The organism is Paenibacillus shenyangensis, assembly GCF_000346635.1.
GTDB lineage: Bacteria > Bacillota > Bacilli > Paenibacillales > Paenibacillaceae > Saccharibacillus > Saccharibacillus dauci.
On the sequence record NZ_AOIG01000035.1, the window covers coordinates 1 to 15243 of the forward strand.

The window sequence follows — 15243 nt, forward strand, 5'->3', positions numbered from 1 at the left end:
GAATCCATCAGCCTCCACCAGTTATAGGGGCATAGTTTAAAGGTAGAACAACGGTCTCCAAAACCGTTGGTGTGGGTTCAATTCCTGCTGCCCCTGCCAATTTATCTCTTTAATATAATTTATAGCATGGCGGTCGTGGCGAAGGGGTTAACGCATCGGACTGTGAATCCGACATTCGCGGGTTCAATTCCCGTCGATCGCCCTTTTATTTTTTTGATATTGGGGATTAGCCAAGCGGTAAGGCAACGGACTTTGACTCCGTCACGCATAGGTTCGAATCCTATATCCCCAGCCATTTTTATCAATGAGCGGACGTGGCTCAGCGGTAGAGCATCGCCTTGCCAAGGCGAGGGTCGCGGGTTCGATTCCCGTCGTCCGCTCCAATCAATTTCATATGGCGCCATAGCCAAGTGGTAAGGCACAGCTCTGCAAAAGCTTTATCCCCAGTTCGAATCTGGGTGGCGCCTCCAGTATTTTTTTATTTTGAGCGCCCTTAGCTCAGCTGGATAGAGCGTTTGACTACGAATCAAAAGGTCAGGAGTTCGAATCTCTTAGGGCGCGTTTCTAGTCAGGAAGTGAAAAGCCTGGTATATCTACTATTAAAGTAGTTATACCAGGCTTTTTTCGCTTTTCTTTTAAATAAGTTAGTAGGATAGCTAATGCTGAACAATGAATACTATTTATTTTCTTTATTTTTTGTTTTTATAACTTCTGCTATCTCGATTGATTCATACTATTTGATATCACTTCTATCACTTCTATCACTTCTATCACTTCTATCACTTCTATCACTTCTATCACTTCTATCACTTCTATCACTTCTATCACTTCGCATTACTGCCTATCTATTATTTTATTATTCCCATTTTTGTTAGTTCATTGTTTCTGAATTATTAATTCTATATGATTGCTTATTAGCTGTATTTCTTTAGATAACTTATATTGCTATTTGTGCTGCCTATTCTTTTAAAATTTTGTTTTCTCTCTTTGAGATGCATTTATTGCATAGTTGGCTACACGGTCCAGAAGAAGCCCCGACTTAGGTCTAGTATAAAATACCATCCCCAGACCATTTCCGCTGATGGATTGCTCCGTTAGAATGTAACTATAAGGCGATGAGCTACATGTTCGCCTGGCAGAACGGCAGGAACATACTTTATCTGCTACTGCTCAATCGAATATCGTATGGTAGTCAACGGATTAGGAATAAAACATTAATGATCATGGCAATCTTTTAATAAGAAGGAGGTGAATGGAATGAATATCAATCGTAAAAGTATCGCAGCGGTAAGTTTGATCGCAGTAGGTATTCTGATGGTATTCGGCAAGTTCTTCCCTGTAGTACATAATCTGATGGGAGAACTCGTTGGGTTGCTGATTCCGGTAGTGCTGCTGATCCTCGGTTACTATGCTCTTCAAAGCGGAAGAAAAGTATTGGGAATTATACTCAGCATTATTGGTGCATGTATCCTTTTTGCAAAGTTGTCCTTCCTTATTGGCCCTATCCTGGGAATAGCATTGGTGATCTGGGGAATAACACTTTTGAAAAATCGTCGTCAAACGTACTAATTCAGCACTAAATTCGCTTCCGTATTCAGGCGAATGGGTAAGTTGCTAATAAAGCCTAAAACACTTTACGATAAATAATAAATACGCTGTCATTTTATTGATAGAGTGAATATAGGTGGTTTTGCAGAAGGCGGTTCAAGTTTCTGAATGTTGTGCTTAGAAATGATGTCGATCTGCAGTTGCAGTAGATGGTTGGATTGAGTATGTAAAGGAGGGAGCATAAATACGATGAACATGTTTAAACGTATACGGGATATTACCGTGGCTACTTTAAATGAAAAGCTGGAACAAAGTCAGGATCCGGTAAGACTGATAGATCAGTTCCTATTGGATACGCGTCAGGAAATTACAGAAGCCGAGAAACTATACAATAGTATAGCCCAGCACACTCGCCAGCTTCATCAGCAGGTAGAGAAAGCATCCTCAATGCGCAAAAAGCGTGAGGAACAAGCTATGCTGGCTCTCAAAGCGGAAGAAGAAGATTTGGCTCGTATGGCTCTGCAGGAAAAAGTCATGTACGAAGAAAAGGAAACACAATATACCGATTTGCTGAACAAAAACAAAGAATCTCTCAGCGAAATTGAATATCAACTGAATACGCTGAAATCAGAGTACCAGGCAGTCTACAGCAAACGTGAGTATTATTATGCACGTATGGAGACATTGCGTCTGCAGCAGCAGATGAATCGCCGTTTTGGAGGCTCGGGCCAGAATAATCCGCCTTCTTTTGGACGTCTTGAAGATCGGATCTCGGATTGGGAAATGGAAGCAAAAGCCATGCGGGATGTTCGGCAGATGGATCATTACCCTTCGGGTACCAGCAGCACTGATCTTGATGAAGAGCTGGAGCGTCTGAGACGTAAATTGGATGATGAACGGAAGGAGGGCTAATCAATGCGGCCAAAGTTATATCGTTCCGCACATGACCGGATTCTTACTGGTTTGACTGGCGGACTGGCACAGTACTTTCAGATTAACCCTACGCTGCTCAGAGTATTATTTATTCTCAGCATTCCGTTTACCGGGGCTGCTTCAATTCTGATCTATCTGGTAGCTATATTCATCGTACCTAAAGAACCACCAATGTATCGACCATTTGAGTATGGTCCTTACGATCAGCAGCCAGAAGACCGTTATGGTCCAGGTCATACGTACGGCGGGTACTGGGGCACTTCCCAGAATGCCTATGAGCCCAATATGTATGATGCTCCCCATAAAACCAATTCAAGGGACTTTGGCAAGAATCGTCCACCTTATGAACAACCGGATCCTGTTGGCCGTAAAAAAGCTGATCTGGATTCCATGATGGAAGATATCGAGAAAAAAGCACTTCGTAAAGAAGTTGAAGAATTACGTAAAAAAATTGCTCAAATCGAGAAGGGAGAACAATAACATGGGAGTATTTAAAAGATTGAAAGATATGACAAAGGCATCGGTGAATGAATTACTGGATAAGGTGGAAGATCCAATTGTTATGCTGAACCAGTATCTGCGCGATATGGAAGCTGAGATTCATCAGGCTGAGGTAACTGTAGCCAAACAAATGGCAAACGAGCGACGTATGAAACAACGTGTTGAAGAAGCAGGTCGTATGGCTGTACAACGTGAAAGCCAGGCAACAGCGGCCCTCAAAAATGGACAGGAAGAAGTAGCTCGCAAGCTGCTGGAAGAAAAAATCTATTTCGATCAAAAATATACAGAGTATGGTGATATGCATGCGCAAGCCAAAGGTCAGGTATCCGATCTGATGCAGCAGCTGCATGAAATGAAAGACGAGTTCTACAAAATGCGCAACAAGCGTAATGAATTGGTATCCCGTGCTCAAATGGCCAAAGCCAAAAAGCAAATGTCTCAAATGAGTTCTGTTAACTCTATTGATAAAGGCGGCGCTTCTCTCGGATTCAGCCGTATGGAAGAAAAAATTATGCAGCTGGAAGCAGAAGCAGATGTAATGCGTGTTCCTTACAGTTCCGGATACAACACTCCGTACATTAGTGCAGAGCAGGCAGAAAAGCAAATGAAAGTAGATGAGCAGCTTAATCTGCTGAAAAATAAATTATCCGGGTCTTCTGCTCCAAAAACGATCGAATCCAGTGCAACGCCGGCGGATGAAAATTCACGTCATTAATCGGTAATAGCGTAGCGCAGCAAAGATAGTAAGCAAAGCTATTAATCAAGCGGTACTGCGTTAGAGATCGGAAGCCAGGAATAAAAGTAACAAGATCAAACAAAGATATACAGTTAGTCGGCAAGCGAATAATATGATATGCTAGGAAAAGCTAAGCCATACAGCGTGTGTGTCATGCATGCCGTATGGCTTTTCCACTAATTATTGGCGGTAAAGGAGGTGTGACATGAGTAGAAAAAGAGAAGCTTTTGCTGTAATACTAATTGGTATTGGGATGCTCGTTCTGCTGGGACCTTATGTCGGATTTTTTACTATTGTCGCCCTTCTTTTGCTGCTAATCGGCGTAATCGCTCTTCGGCATGGAAAGATGCGCAAAGGATATATTTGTCTGGGAACCGGATCAGGATTACTGCTGCTGGATCATCTGGCCCTGGTGCTGGGTATAGGATTGATTTCGCTTGGTATCTTTTATGTACGTGCCAATAAAGCACATGGTGGACAAAAGTATTTTTCCCAACAGAACTTTATCAAAACAGTGCAGTATAATCGTGATCCTTGGATGATGCGCAGTATCAGCTCCTGGCATGCGATTGGTGATATTGATTGTGACCTGTCGCTGGCTATGGCGGAAGAGCCGGATACGGTGCTTTATTTCCATGGGCTGATTGGCGATCTTGATTTTACGATTCCGGAGGAGTATGGTGTGGAGATTGAAGCTCATTTGTTATTTGGGCAAATCGGATTCAATCCCGAACATCCTATGGGAATGGAACGTCGTCAGGGTGTGCTCAACCGGGTACAGTGGAAATCGGCCAACTATATGAATAGCACGCAGCGGGTAAAATTGGTCATTTTCTATGTAGCGGGTGATTTAAATATTCGTTTATCGGCTTGAGATAACGCGATAATAGAAATTTATAATTCAGTATATCGATTATTAGGCAAAATGTAGGTCACTCTGCTACGGATAGGCCCCCTACACACTATGCGTTACTGTATAAAATATAGATCACAGTTGGTCCCAATTGGCTCCGAAGTAAGGAAGCGACTGGTGGGTAGTATGGACGAGCATGTACAAAACATAGGTTGCTGGACAGGATTCAGTAATGTCATGACGGAATGGAGGCTTGACGCATGAAAGATAAAAAATCTGCAGACATCATCGTCCGCAGTATGAGTGAAGGAGTGCTGCTGGCAGTCCTTTTATTAATCGTGGTAGTCTATGTGCTCTATACGTCTGGCCATCTGGTTATGGATCACACCTGGGAGTCAATGCTACGTACCGGTGTAGCTCTCTGTATACCGGTCATCACTGTAGGTGTCTTATACGGGCTGTATCAGGCACTGCGCCTGAAAATGCGGCTTGGCAAGCTGCGTGATACGCTGCTGATGTGGGAAAAAGGAAGCTGGTCCCAATCAGCTCCCGAATGGGGCAGCGATGAATGGGCACGTCTGGGCGAGCAAATGGACCGAATCGGCAAAAAATGGGGCGATCAAATCTCCAGCCTTCAGCGTCTATCCACCAATAATGCACAGCTGGCGGAGCAGGCCCGAGTATCTGCTATCATCGAGGAGAGACAGCGACTGGCACGTGAACTGCATGACGCAGTATCCCAGCAGCTGTTTGCGATATCCATGACGGCTACGGCGGTAGGACGGACATTTGATAAGGACCTGCAGCGGGCCAAACGTCAGGTTGAACTGATCGAGGAAATGTCTTCGGTTGCCCAATCGGAGATGAGAGCGCTGTTGCTGCATCTGCGTCCGGTTTATTTGGAAGGCAAACGGTTATATGAAGGAATACAGGAACTTGTACAAGAGCTACAGGCCAAAATTCCGATGGAAATTGCACTGGAGATGGATGAGGATCTGCGTCTGCTCAAAGGCGTCGAAAATCATTTGTTCCGTATTGTACAGGAAGCGCTCTCGAACACTCTGCGTCATGCCAAAGCTAGCCGAATGGAGATCAAAATTGTCCAAAAAGCGGATTCGGTACGTGTTACGCTGCGGGACGACGGGATTGGCTTCGAACTCGATGATACCAAACAAACTTCGTATGGCTTGTCTACCATGAGGGAACGGATTAATGAGATTGGTGGGACGATTCAATATATTACGGCTCCGGGTAAAGGGACACGAATCGAGATTGTGGTGCCGATCGTGACTTTGAATACAGAAGAAAGCGGGTGGACCTAATAAGATGGATAATAGTGAACTGATTAAAGTGCTGCTGGTAGATGATCATGAAATGGTGCGGATTGGCCTGGCTGCTGTACTGGATACAGAAGACGGTATTGAAGTCGTAGGGGAAGCAAGCAATGGAACAGATGGCATCAGATTGGCACAAGAATATAACCCTGATGTAGTACTGATGGATCTAGTGATGGACGGAATGGATGGCATAGAGGCTACCCGTCGTGTGCTGGAAATCAATCCCCAGTGTAAGGTGATTGTACTGACCAGTTATCTGGATGATGAGAAAATGTACCCGGTGATCGAAGCCGGTGCTTTTAGCTATTTGTTAAAAACATCACGTGCCAGTGAAATTGCGGATGCGATTCGTGCAGCCGCCCGAGGGCAGTCTGTGCTGGAATCCCAGGTCGCTTCCAAAATGATGAGCCGCTTCCGTGCACCGGCTGAGCGTGCTCTGCATGAGCAGCTCACAGAGCGGGAAATGGATGTACTGCGCCTGCTGGCTCAGGGTAAATCCAATCAGGATATTGCAGATGAGCTTATTATCGGTATCAAAACAGTCAAATTCCATGTGACCAATTTGCTGGCCAAGTTAGGTGTGGAAGATCGTACCCAGGCTGCTATTTATGCCTACAAAAACGGTCTGGCTGAATAACGACCTGAAGCGAATAGGATAATAAATAGATATAGAACATCATTTATCAGATTTAGTTGTTGAGGCTATAAGTACTTTTTATGTGTGGTTAGATGGCAGTAATCCGGGTAATTATGGTAAAATACGTTTGCCTGAAGGTGTATCCTTTGAGGGCGTATGAAGCATCATGAGCATCATTCTACACAAGTGATTTTTGTACAGCACCTGTATACGGTAAAACAAAAATTTACATAGAAAGTGGAGGAGCCATGACAGATAACTCAATCGTTGAAACATTGCAGGCCCCAAGTGCAGTATTTTTCATTTTCGGAGCTACTGGTGATCTGGCCAGTCGCAAACTATTTCCCGCAATCTACAGCTTGTACCGTGAAGGAAAGCTGGCCGAAGATTTTGCGGTTATTGGCGTAGCACGGCGTCCGCGTACGAATGAGGAATTCCGTGATAACGTGCATGAATCGATCGATGAGTTCTGCCGCTACAAGATCCAGCCTGGTGAAGACTGGAATAAATTTGCGCAGCATTTTGAATATAAATCCCTGGATATTAATAACGTCGATGGGTTCCGTGAACTGCGTGAGCAGACGGAAGGACTGGAGCAAAAGTTCAGCATTCCTGGAAATCGATTGTTCTTCCTGGCACTCGCACCAGAGCTATTTGGCAGTGTATCGCTGAATCTGCGTGAAGGCGGTATGATGGATAGACAGGGATGGAACCGTCTTGTAATTGAAAAGCCATTTGGTTATGATCTGGAATCGGCACGCAAGCTGAATACCGAACTGGCACAGGTATTTGCAGAGGATGAGATTTTCCGGATTGACCATTATCTGGGCAAGGAAATGGTTCAGAATATCGAAGTCATTCGATTCGGTAACGCCTTTTTCGAGCCGCTGTGGAATAATCAGCACATCGCCAATGTGCAGATAACCCTCAGTGAAACAGTTGGTGTCGAAGAGCGTGGAGGCTATTATGATCATTCGGGTGCACTACGGGATATGGGTCAGAACCATATGCTTCAGATGCTGGCTATGATCGCGATGGAACCGCCAAGCCGGCTGCTACCTGAAGATATCCATGATGAGAAAGTCAAAGTACTGCGTTCCCTGCGACCTTATCTGACTGCAGAAGAAGTCGATAAAAACGTCGTTCGCGCGCAGTATGCGGCAGGCTCGGCCAAAGGCAAGGAACTGCCCGGTTACCGCGAGGAAGAAAAAGTTGATCCGGAATCGAATACGGAAACGTATTTCTCGGCACGGGTATTCGTAGATAATTTCCGCTGGGCTGGTGTGCCTTTCTATATTCGTACAGGCAAGCGCCTGCCGGTAAAAACAACAGAGATTATTGTTGAATTCAAGCGTACGCCGACCAATGTATATCTGGGACAGCGTCATAACCTGGAGCCGAATCTGCTGGTCATCCGGGTAAATCCGATGGAAGGCATTTATATCAAAATCAATGCCAAAAAACCGGGTTCCGATTCGGAAATCCAGCCGCTCGCGATGGAATTCTGCCAAAGCTGTATGATAGGCATCAACTCGCCTGAAGCATATGAGCGTCTGCTGGAAGATGCGGCACAAGGGGATTCGACCTACTTTACCCGCTGGGATGAAGTGGCTGCAGCTTGGAGCTTTATTGATCATATCGACCAGGCCTGGAAACAGCATCCATCTGATGTGAAGTCCTATCCAGCAGGTTCTTGGGGACCGGATGAGACGCATGAGCTGCTGCAGCAGGATGGATTCCACTGGTGGCCGGTTAACGGTCAGGATGAAGATGATGTGATCTGGCAGGCTAACAGCCGGTAATAGGCTAACGATCACTACGAACCAGCAAAAAATGTTTTTCCGGATGATACAGGGAAAATGAAAGACAGAGTCCTTGCCCGGTTCGATATAGAACAAGACATGACAAGTAAAGATTATTGAGAGATGTATAGACACTTTACTTGCAATACCCTACAATAAAAGAAGCGCTTTTTATCGAATAAACACTCTTATGTTAGCATGACATAAGAGTGTTTTTGCTGTGGATATGCTACAATAAGTACAGTCTATTCAAGTGATGAAGGGAAAATGATAATGAGTAAAATGATAGATAAAGAACTGCAACAGGAAGTCGACAAACGCAGAACGTTTGCGATTATTTCTCACCCGGATGCGGGTAAAACAACTCTGACGGAAAAGCTGCTGCTATTCGGTGGTGCGATTCGTTTGGCGGGAACCGTCAAAGCACGTAAAGCAAGCAAACACGCCACCAGTGACTGGATGGAAATTGAGAAACAGCGTGGTATCTCGGTTACTTCTTCCGTGATGCAATTTGATTATAATGGTCACCGCATCAATATTCTGGATACACCGGGTCACCAGGATTTCAGTGAAGACACCTATCGCACGCTGACTGCAGCGGATGCGGCAGTCATGCTAATTGACGTAGCCAAAGGGGTCGAGGCACAGACGATCAAGCTGTTCAAAGTATGTGCACAGCGCGGAATTCCTATTTTCACATTTATTAATAAATTGGACCGCGAAGGACGCAGTCCATTTGATCTGATGGAAGAGTTGGAGCAGGTGCTGGGTATTCGCTCGGTACCGATGAACTGGCCAATTGGCATGGGACGCGAACTGTGCGGCGTATATGACCGTATGAAAAATCAGGTCGAGCTGTTCCAAGGAGATGATCATTCCACCATCGAAGTACGTAAAGTGGAAGATTACCGTGATCCTATCATCAAGGAGATGGCAGGCGAATTCCTGTATGATCAACTGGGTCAGGATGTTGAACTGCTGGATGTAGCAGGCGATCCATTTGATTACGATAAAGTACTCAAAGGCGAGCTGACTCCTATTTTCTTTGGCAGTGCGATCAATAACTTTGGACTGCAGACGTTCCTAGAGAACTTCCTCGAACTCGCACCAAAACCGGAACCACGCCGCAGTACAGAAGGTATGATCGAGCCGACGAACGAGAAGTTCAGTGGTTATGTATTTAAAATCCAGGCGAATATGAATCCTGCACACCGTGACCGGATTGCTTTCCTGCGTATTGTCTCCGGGAAATTCGAACGCGGAATGAGCGTCAAGCATGTACGCGTCGGCAAAGACATCAAGCTGGCTCAGCCGCAGCAGTTCCTCGCACAGGATCGGGATATTGTACAAACCGCGTATCCAGGCGATATTATCGGTTTGTTCGATCCGGGCATTTTCCGTATCGGGGATTCACTGAGTGAAGGTAGCAGCATTGTCTTCGACGAGCTGCCGACGTTCTCTCCAGAGATCTTCGCCAAAGTAACTGCCAAAAATGCGCTGAAATACAAGCAGTATCAGAAGGGTATTGATCAGCTGACGGAGGAAGGTACCATTCAGGTATTTAATACGGTTAGCTTCGACGATACAATTCTGGGCGTGGTAGGACAGCTGCAGTTTGAAGTATTCGAATACCGGATGAGAAATGAGTACGGCGTGGAGGTACAGCTTCAGCGCATGCCGTTCCAGTTTGCACGCTGGATTGTAGCTGAGAATCTGGACCCGTCCAAATTCCGCATCAACTCTACTCTGGTCAAAGACAAAAAAGGAAATCATGTCGTGCTGTTCGAGAATGAGTACGCGATGCGTACCGCTATAGAGAAAAATCCGGATGCACAATTCCTACAGACTGCTCCATAAGTTAATCATTTACTGAAATAAGTTGAATATGCAGATTGCTGAATACAGAAGAAGTTCCTGTATGGCAATCTGCATTTATTTATAACATTCAAAGTACAGATTGGAACCATAATCCGTATATAAAGCGGTATAAGGAAGATTGATACGCTTACTTTAATGAATAGGCTGGAGGTACATTATGGCTAGAAGGCAGTATGCAGTTATTGGAATCGGTCGGTTTGGTTCCAGTATTGCCAAAACATTGAGTGAAATGGGATTTGACGTACTGGCGATCGATTCGGATGAACATCGTGTGCAGGAAGTCTCCCATATTGCAACACAGGCGGTTGTCGCTGATTCGACCGATGAAGAAGCGCTGCGGGCACTGGGACTTCGTAACTTTGACGTGGTTGTTGTGGCGATTGGTGAAGATATCCAAGCGAGCATTCTGACGACGCTCATTCTGAAAGAAATGGAAATTCCGATGATTCTCGTCAAAGCCCAGAATGAACTGCACGGTAAAGTAGTGCAGCGGATTGGTGCAGACAAAGTCATTTTCCCTGAGCGGGATATGGGGGTGCGTGTCGCCCATCATCTGACATCACCGAATGTACTGGACTATATTGAGCTCTCCAATGATTACAGTATCGTCGAGATGAGAGCAACGGATTCGATGGTTGGGCATAACCTGATTGAATTGAACATCCGGGCACGCTACAGTTGCAATGTCATGGCGATCAAGCGTAACAATCATATGAACATTGCTCCAGCACCAGAAGAACGGCTCAAAGCGGATGACATACTGGTTATTGTCGGTCAAAAGCACGATTTGATTAAAATGGAAATGGATCTGGAAAACTAATGGAAATTTTATCGACACAAAATGCACGTGTAAAAGAATGGGCCCAATTGCTGGAAAAAAAGCATCGGGATAAGCAGGAGAAGTTTATTATTGAAGGCATTCATCTGGTGAGCGAAGCACTACGCAGTGACTGGGATATCCAGTATATTGTCTATGATACGGAAAAAGGAATCCCTGCCGAGCTGCAAACCGATATTGCTTCGTACTCAGGTGGTGCGCAGTATGTCGCTGTCTCAGAAGCTGTTCTGGCCAAATGTACGGATACTCGCACACCACAGCCGGTCTTTGCGATTGTGTATAAGCGTAACGCGCTGCTGCAATCCATTGTAACAGCACCGAAAGGCATTGTTATTGTACTGGATGGCGTACAGGACCCGGGCAATGTAGGAACGATTATCCGTAGTGCTGATGCTTCGGGTGCCGCAGGTGTCGTACTTGGACAGGGCTGCGCCGATCTGTACAATCCCAAAACGATCCGTTCCACGATGGGATCGCTGTTTCATCTGCCGGTGCTGGAAGGTAATCTGCAGGAGATTCTGCCTGCGGCCAAAGAGCAGGGTGCTGTGCTGCTGAGCACTTCATTACAGGCAGAAAAATCGTGTTACACGTATGACTTTAGCGGTGGTGCCTGGATCGTAATTGGTAATGAGGGTAAAGGCATCTCGGAGTCCACAGCAGCAATGGTTGATGAACATATTCTGATCCCGATGCAAGGGCAGGCAGAATCGTTAAATGCGGCGATGGCATCGACAATTTTGCTGTTTGAAGCGATGCGTCAGCGGGAAGTCTAAATTATAACTACTGTGAGAATTGTATAACAATGCCGAGAATCGGGATTATATACGGATCTCCTAGTATAGCAAGCAAGTGATGAATACTGAATAACAATGATAAAATGTCCTTTATACAAAAACACCGCAGATCCATGATTTTTACTGGTTCTGCGGTGTTTTTATATTTAATATTTTTGCATGTATTGTGTATTCCAGTTGGTTGCTGAATGGGTTATATCAAGTCCATGCCATTCGTTAACAATATCTGCGATCAGCTTATTATTTACTATTTATTATCACTTACTGCTGACGCTGACGACGTACCAGTACAATAAAGCTCAGTACTGCCAGCACTTCTGCACCGAAGATGACCAGACTCATCGGTACAGCTGTCAAGCCGCTGCCCAAACCGACCAGCGGAGAAGCAGCGCCACCGAGCAGCAATGGCAGCAGGCCAAGTAGAGCCGATGCGCTGCCTGCCGAATTCCCCTGGCTCTGCATGGCAAGGGAAGTAGAAGTAGCGCCTACCGAACCCACGCACGATACGACCAGGAACAGCATCACAGCAATCGGAATCAAGCCGCCGCCTGCGATAGCGATAACAAGCAGCAGCAGTGCAGCGGTAAAAGCAATAACCAGACTGATTCGCAGCAGTCGCAATTCACCATATTTACCGGATAGTCGCCCAGCCAGCTGAGCGAAAATAACAATTCCTACACCATTAATCGCAAAAAACAGGCTAAATCCCTGAGCAGAAACGCCGAAAATATCCTGCACAACAAAAGGCGATCCTGCTATGTAGGCGAACATGGCTGCGGTAATAAATGCCTGCGACAGAGCAAACCCGATAAAAGCACGATCCCGGATCAGTCGACCGAAAGTGCGCAGTGTCGTACCCAATCCTCCGGTAGCTTTGCGTTCCTGGGAAAGGGTCTCCGGCAGTCCAAACAGTACCATAACGAACATAATTGCCCCAATTGCAGCGAGTACAACAAACACACCCTGCCATGGCACAAACTTGAGTAAAAGTCCTCCAATAATCGGTGCAGCGATCGGGGCAACCCCATTAATCAGCATCAATAAGGAGAAGAAACGGGTTAATTCGTGACCTGAGTACAGATCGCGTACAACCGCCCGAGAAATCACGATACCCGCGGCGCCTGTTACCCCTTGTACAAAGCGGAGCAAGATCAGCATCCAGATGTTGCCGGTTAGCGCACAGAGCAGGGACGATACGGCATACAGCACAAGCGAGATGATCAGCGGTGTACGGCGGCCTTTGACATCACTGAGCGGTCCCACAATGAGCTGTCCCAGCGCCAGACCAAGCAGACAAGCAGTCAGACTGAGCTGCGCGAGTGAGGCGTTGGTCTGCAAATGATCAGCCAGTGTAGGTAATGCTGGCAGATACATATCGATCGATAATGGAGCAAAAGCCGATAACCAGCCCAGAATAAGAGCAATCCAGAGCCGCCGCGATTTTGTTAGGCTGGCCGAGGTTAACGGCTCGGAGGGTGCAGATTTTGACATAATACAGTAATCGTCCTTTCTAAAAACAATTCATTGTCTATACAACAACTTTTAGTGTATACGATCCGAAGAAATGAAGAAAGCAAAGATTTCAGCTGCATGGATTTCGTGTTATAATGTATCCCAATGATCAATAAATCCTGAAAGACAATACAACTTGAGGAAGGTAGGTCAAACATCTTGTCTACAAAAGCTAAGCAACCGAAGCCCGAATGGATCAAAATCAAGATGACCAACAACGAAAACTATCAGGAAATAAAGAGCATGATGCGCTCCAAAACATTGCATACGGTGTGTGAAGAAGCACGCTGCCCGAACATTTATGAGTGCTGGGCCAACCGTACTGCCACGTTTATGATACTGGGAGATATTTGTACACGTGCTTGCCGTTTTTGCGCTGTCAATACGGGAATGCCAACGGAGCTTGATTTGCAAGAGCCAGAACGGGTAGCGGAAGCCGCTGAGAAGATGGGCCTGAATCATTGTGTTATTACGAGTGTGGCCCGCGATGATCTAAAAGATGGAGGCGCAACCATTTTCGCGGAAACGATCCGTGCGATGCGCAAGCGTCTTCCACTATGTAGTGTGGAAGTGCTGATTCCTGATTTTATGGGAGATATTGATTCCCTCAAAATCGTAATGGATGCCAAGCCGGATATTCTTAATCATAATATCGAGACTGTGGAACGCATGTCTGACCGTGTCAGAGCCAGAGCGAAATATCCACGGTCCATGGAACTGCTGCGCAATTCCAAACAACTTCAACCAGACATCCCGACCAAATCCAGCATTATGCTGGGTGTAGGTGAAGAGTGGGATGAGATTCTACAAGCAATGGATGATCTTCGTGCGGTAGATTGCGATATTCTGACATTGGGTCAGTATTTGCAGCCAAGTCCAAAGCATCTGAACGTGGCCAAATACTATACTCCTGACGAATTCGCAATTCTCAAAGAAGAAGGACTCAAACGCGGATTCAGTCATGTGGAATCCGGTCCGCTGGTCCGCAGTTCTTACCATGCGCATGAACAGGTGAAATCCGCATCCAAGTCGAAGGAAGCTTCGACCGTTTAATTGCTGAAAGGCGGGGAAAACTTGATTCAGATTGGTGGCAAAACTTACGAGCTCATCAAAGAACACCGGGACGGATGGAATGTGGAAGTATTCCGTGACCGCTATAGTGAAGTACTTGATCGGTATGATTATATTTTGGGCGACTGGGGATACAACCAACTGCGTCTCAAAGGATTTTACCGTGATGGTCATCCGAAGGCAGGCAAGGATACATCACTGTCCAGTCTAACCGAATATATTAATGAATACTGCAATTTTGGATGTGCCTATTTTGTACTCCAAAAGGTAAAAGATACCGGCAATCCGCCGAAATCTACTGCCGAAGAGGACAAAGCCGAAAAACCGGAGAGACCGTCCAGAGGACATGGCTCACGCAAAGAACGACAGGACAAGAACAACAAAACCGATAAAACAGCATCAGCTGATAAAGGCTCCAGATCCAAAGGTAATGGAGGTTCCAAACCTGCGGCAGAGACCAAAGTCTCTTCGCAGCAGCCGGCAGCCGAAACAAAACCGGCAGCGCAGCCAGCGGGAGAACCCAAATCTTCATCGCAACAGACTGCACCAGAGACAAGACCAGAAGTACAACCTGTACCTGTAGTGGAGACCAAAGTTGCGGTGCAGCCTACAGTCGAGGTCAAACCAACCGTAGAACAGCCAGCGGTAAAGAAACCAGATTCATCGCCGCAGCCAGCAACCCAAGCGACAACACCGGCAGGAGAGACCAAAATGCCATCCCCACTGCCTGAAGAACCCAATCGCACTACAGACACCGAGAATCATCAGGAAACTTCATCTTCGCAGCGATCCGAATAACGGAT

At 46.0% G+C, this 15243-nt stretch carries 14 protein-coding genes and 6 tRNA genes; 19 read left to right on the forward strand and 1 reads right to left on the reverse strand.

The window, feature by feature from the left end:
* Positions 1 to 25 precede the first annotated feature (25 nt).
* The 17 genes from H065_RS0123495 (at position 26) to H065_RS0123575 (ending at position 11836) form a co-directional block, all read left to right on the forward strand.
* Positions 26 to 99: transfer RNA gene (locus H065_RS0123495), tRNA-Trp, on the forward strand.
* 30 nt (positions 100 to 129) lie between these two features.
* Positions 130 to 202, forward strand: a tRNA-His gene (locus H065_RS0123500).
* Positions 203 to 220: 18 nt separating this feature from the next.
* Positions 221 to 295: transfer RNA gene (locus H065_RS0123505), tRNA-Gln, on the forward strand.
* A 13-nt stretch (positions 296 to 308) separates the two neighbouring features.
* A tRNA-Gly gene (locus H065_RS0123510) sits at positions 309 to 383 on the forward strand.
* 13 nt (positions 384 to 396) lie between these two features.
* Positions 397 to 470: transfer RNA gene (locus tag H065_RS0123515), tRNA-Cys, on the forward strand.
* Positions 471 to 487: 17 nt separating this feature from the next.
* Positions 488 to 561: transfer RNA gene (locus H065_RS0123520), tRNA-Arg, on the forward strand.
* Between the two features lie 696 nt (positions 562 to 1257).
* Positions 1258 to 1569 (forward strand): LiaF transmembrane domain-containing protein, encoded by a 312-nt coding sequence (locus H065_RS0123525; RefSeq protein WP_017815556.1) that lies wholly within the window; start codon positions 1258 to 1260, stop codon positions 1567 to 1569.
* Positions 1570 to 1797: 228 nt separating this feature from the next.
* Positions 1798 to 2460, forward strand: a complete 663-nt coding sequence (locus H065_RS0123530; protein ID WP_017815557.1) for a PspA/IM30 family protein — start codon at positions 1798 to 1800, stop codon at positions 2458 to 2460.
* Positions 2461 to 2463: 3 nt separating this feature from the next.
* Positions 2464 to 2961, forward strand: a complete 498-nt coding sequence (locus H065_RS0123535) for a PspC domain-containing protein (RefSeq protein ID WP_017815558.1) — start codon at positions 2464 to 2466, stop codon at positions 2959 to 2961.
* 1 nt (position 2962) lies between these two features.
* Positions 2963 to 3697, forward strand: a complete 735-nt coding sequence (locus tag H065_RS0123540; protein WP_017815559.1) for a PspA/IM30 family protein — start codon at positions 2963 to 2965, stop codon at positions 3695 to 3697.
* 226 nt (positions 3698 to 3923) lie between these two features.
* Entirely contained in the window at positions 3924 to 4592 is a 669-nt protein-coding gene (liaF, locus tag H065_RS0123545) for a cell wall-active antibiotics response protein LiaF (RefSeq protein ID WP_017815560.1), read from the forward strand.
* Positions 4593 to 4831: 239 nt separating this feature from the next.
* A complete protein-coding gene (locus tag H065_RS0123550; protein WP_017815561.1) occupies positions 4832 to 5893 on the forward strand; it encodes a sensor histidine kinase in 1062 nt (353 codons plus the stop codon).
* Between the two features lie 4 nt (positions 5894 to 5897).
* Positions 5898 to 6545 carry a response regulator gene (locus H065_RS0123555; RefSeq protein WP_017815562.1) on the forward strand — a complete coding sequence of 216 codons (648 nt, stop codon included), beginning with the start codon at positions 5898 to 5900 and terminating at the stop codon, positions 6543 to 6545.
* A gap of 248 nt (positions 6546 to 6793) precedes the next feature.
* Entirely contained in the window at positions 6794 to 8347 is a 1554-nt protein-coding gene (zwf, locus tag H065_RS0123560) for a glucose-6-phosphate dehydrogenase (protein WP_017815563.1), read from the forward strand.
* Between the two features lie 273 nt (positions 8348 to 8620).
* Positions 8621 to 10204 (forward strand): peptide chain release factor 3, encoded by a 1584-nt coding sequence (locus H065_RS0123565; RefSeq protein WP_017815564.1) that lies wholly within the window; start codon positions 8621 to 8623, stop codon positions 10202 to 10204.
* 178 nt (positions 10205 to 10382) lie between these two features.
* Positions 10383 to 11045: a potassium channel family protein gene (locus tag H065_RS0123570; RefSeq protein ID WP_017815565.1), complete on the forward strand. Its 663-nt coding sequence runs from the start codon at positions 10383 to 10385 to the stop codon at positions 11043 to 11045.
* Complete coding sequence (locus H065_RS0123575) at positions 11045 to 11836, forward strand: TrmH family RNA methyltransferase (RefSeq protein ID WP_017815566.1); 792 nt, start codon at positions 11045 to 11047, stop codon at positions 11834 to 11836. Before H065_RS0123570 ends, H065_RS0123575 begins: the two co-directional genes overlap by 1 nt.
* A gap of 282 nt (positions 11837 to 12118) precedes the next feature.
* Here the strand turns inward: H065_RS0123575 and H065_RS0123580 are convergent, their stop codons facing one another.
* Positions 12119 to 13348, reverse strand: a complete 1230-nt coding sequence (locus H065_RS0123580; protein WP_017815567.1) for a multidrug effflux MFS transporter — start codon at positions 13346 to 13348, stop codon at positions 12119 to 12121.
* A 180-nt stretch (positions 13349 to 13528) separates the two neighbouring features.
* Between H065_RS0123580 and lipA the strand changes: the two genes are divergently transcribed.
* Together lipA and H065_RS27540 are read left to right on the forward strand one after the other, a co-directional pair.
* Positions 13529 to 14422 (forward strand): lipoyl synthase, encoded by an 894-nt coding sequence (gene lipA, locus H065_RS0123585; RefSeq protein ID WP_017815568.1) that lies wholly within the window; start codon positions 13529 to 13531, stop codon positions 14420 to 14422.
* A gap of 21 nt (positions 14423 to 14443) precedes the next feature.
* Positions 14444 to 15238: a YutD family protein gene (locus H065_RS27540; protein ID WP_081604204.1), complete on the forward strand. Its 795-nt coding sequence runs from the start codon at positions 14444 to 14446 to the stop codon at positions 15236 to 15238.
* The last annotated feature ends 5 nt before the right edge of the window (positions 15239 to 15243 follow it).

Excerpts from the sequence above, each read along its gene's own strand:
- H065_RS0123580 (WP_017815567.1), bottom strand. The coding sequence starts at position 13,348 with ATGTCAAAATCTGCACCCTCCGAGCCGTTAACCTCGGCCAGCCTAACA.
- zwf (WP_017815563.1), top strand. The coding sequence starts at position 6,794 with ATGACAGATAACTCAATCGTTGAAACATTGCAGGCCCCAAGTGCAGTA.
- H065_RS0123530 (WP_017815557.1), top strand. The coding sequence starts at position 1,798 with ATGAACATGTTTAAACGTATACGGGATATTACCGTGGCTACTTTAAAT.
- H065_RS0123535 (WP_017815558.1), top strand. The coding sequence starts at position 2,464 with ATGCGGCCAAAGTTATATCGTTCCGCACATGACCGGATTCTTACTGGT.
- H065_RS0123575 (WP_017815566.1), top strand. The coding sequence starts at position 11,045 with ATGGAAATTTTATCGACACAAAATGCACGTGTAAAAGAATGGGCCCAA.
- H065_RS0123570 (WP_017815565.1), top strand. The coding sequence starts at position 10,383 with ATGGCTAGAAGGCAGTATGCAGTTATTGGAATCGGTCGGTTTGGTTCC.
- liaF (WP_017815560.1), top strand. The coding sequence starts at position 3,924 with ATGAGTAGAAAAAGAGAAGCTTTTGCTGTAATACTAATTGGTATTGGG.
- H065_RS0123555 (WP_017815562.1), top strand. The coding sequence starts at position 5,898 with ATGGATAATAGTGAACTGATTAAAGTGCTGCTGGTAGATGATCATGAA.
- H065_RS0123540 (WP_017815559.1), top strand. The coding sequence starts at position 2,963 with ATGGGAGTATTTAAAAGATTGAAAGATATGACAAAGGCATCGGTGAAT.
- H065_RS0123565 (WP_017815564.1), top strand. The coding sequence starts at position 8,621 with ATGAGTAAAATGATAGATAAAGAACTGCAACAGGAAGTCGACAAACGC.
- H065_RS0123550 (WP_017815561.1), top strand. The coding sequence starts at position 4,832 with ATGAAAGATAAAAAATCTGCAGACATCATCGTCCGCAGTATGAGTGAA.
- H065_RS0123525 (WP_017815556.1), top strand. The coding sequence starts at position 1,258 with ATGAATATCAATCGTAAAAGTATCGCAGCGGTAAGTTTGATCGCAGTA.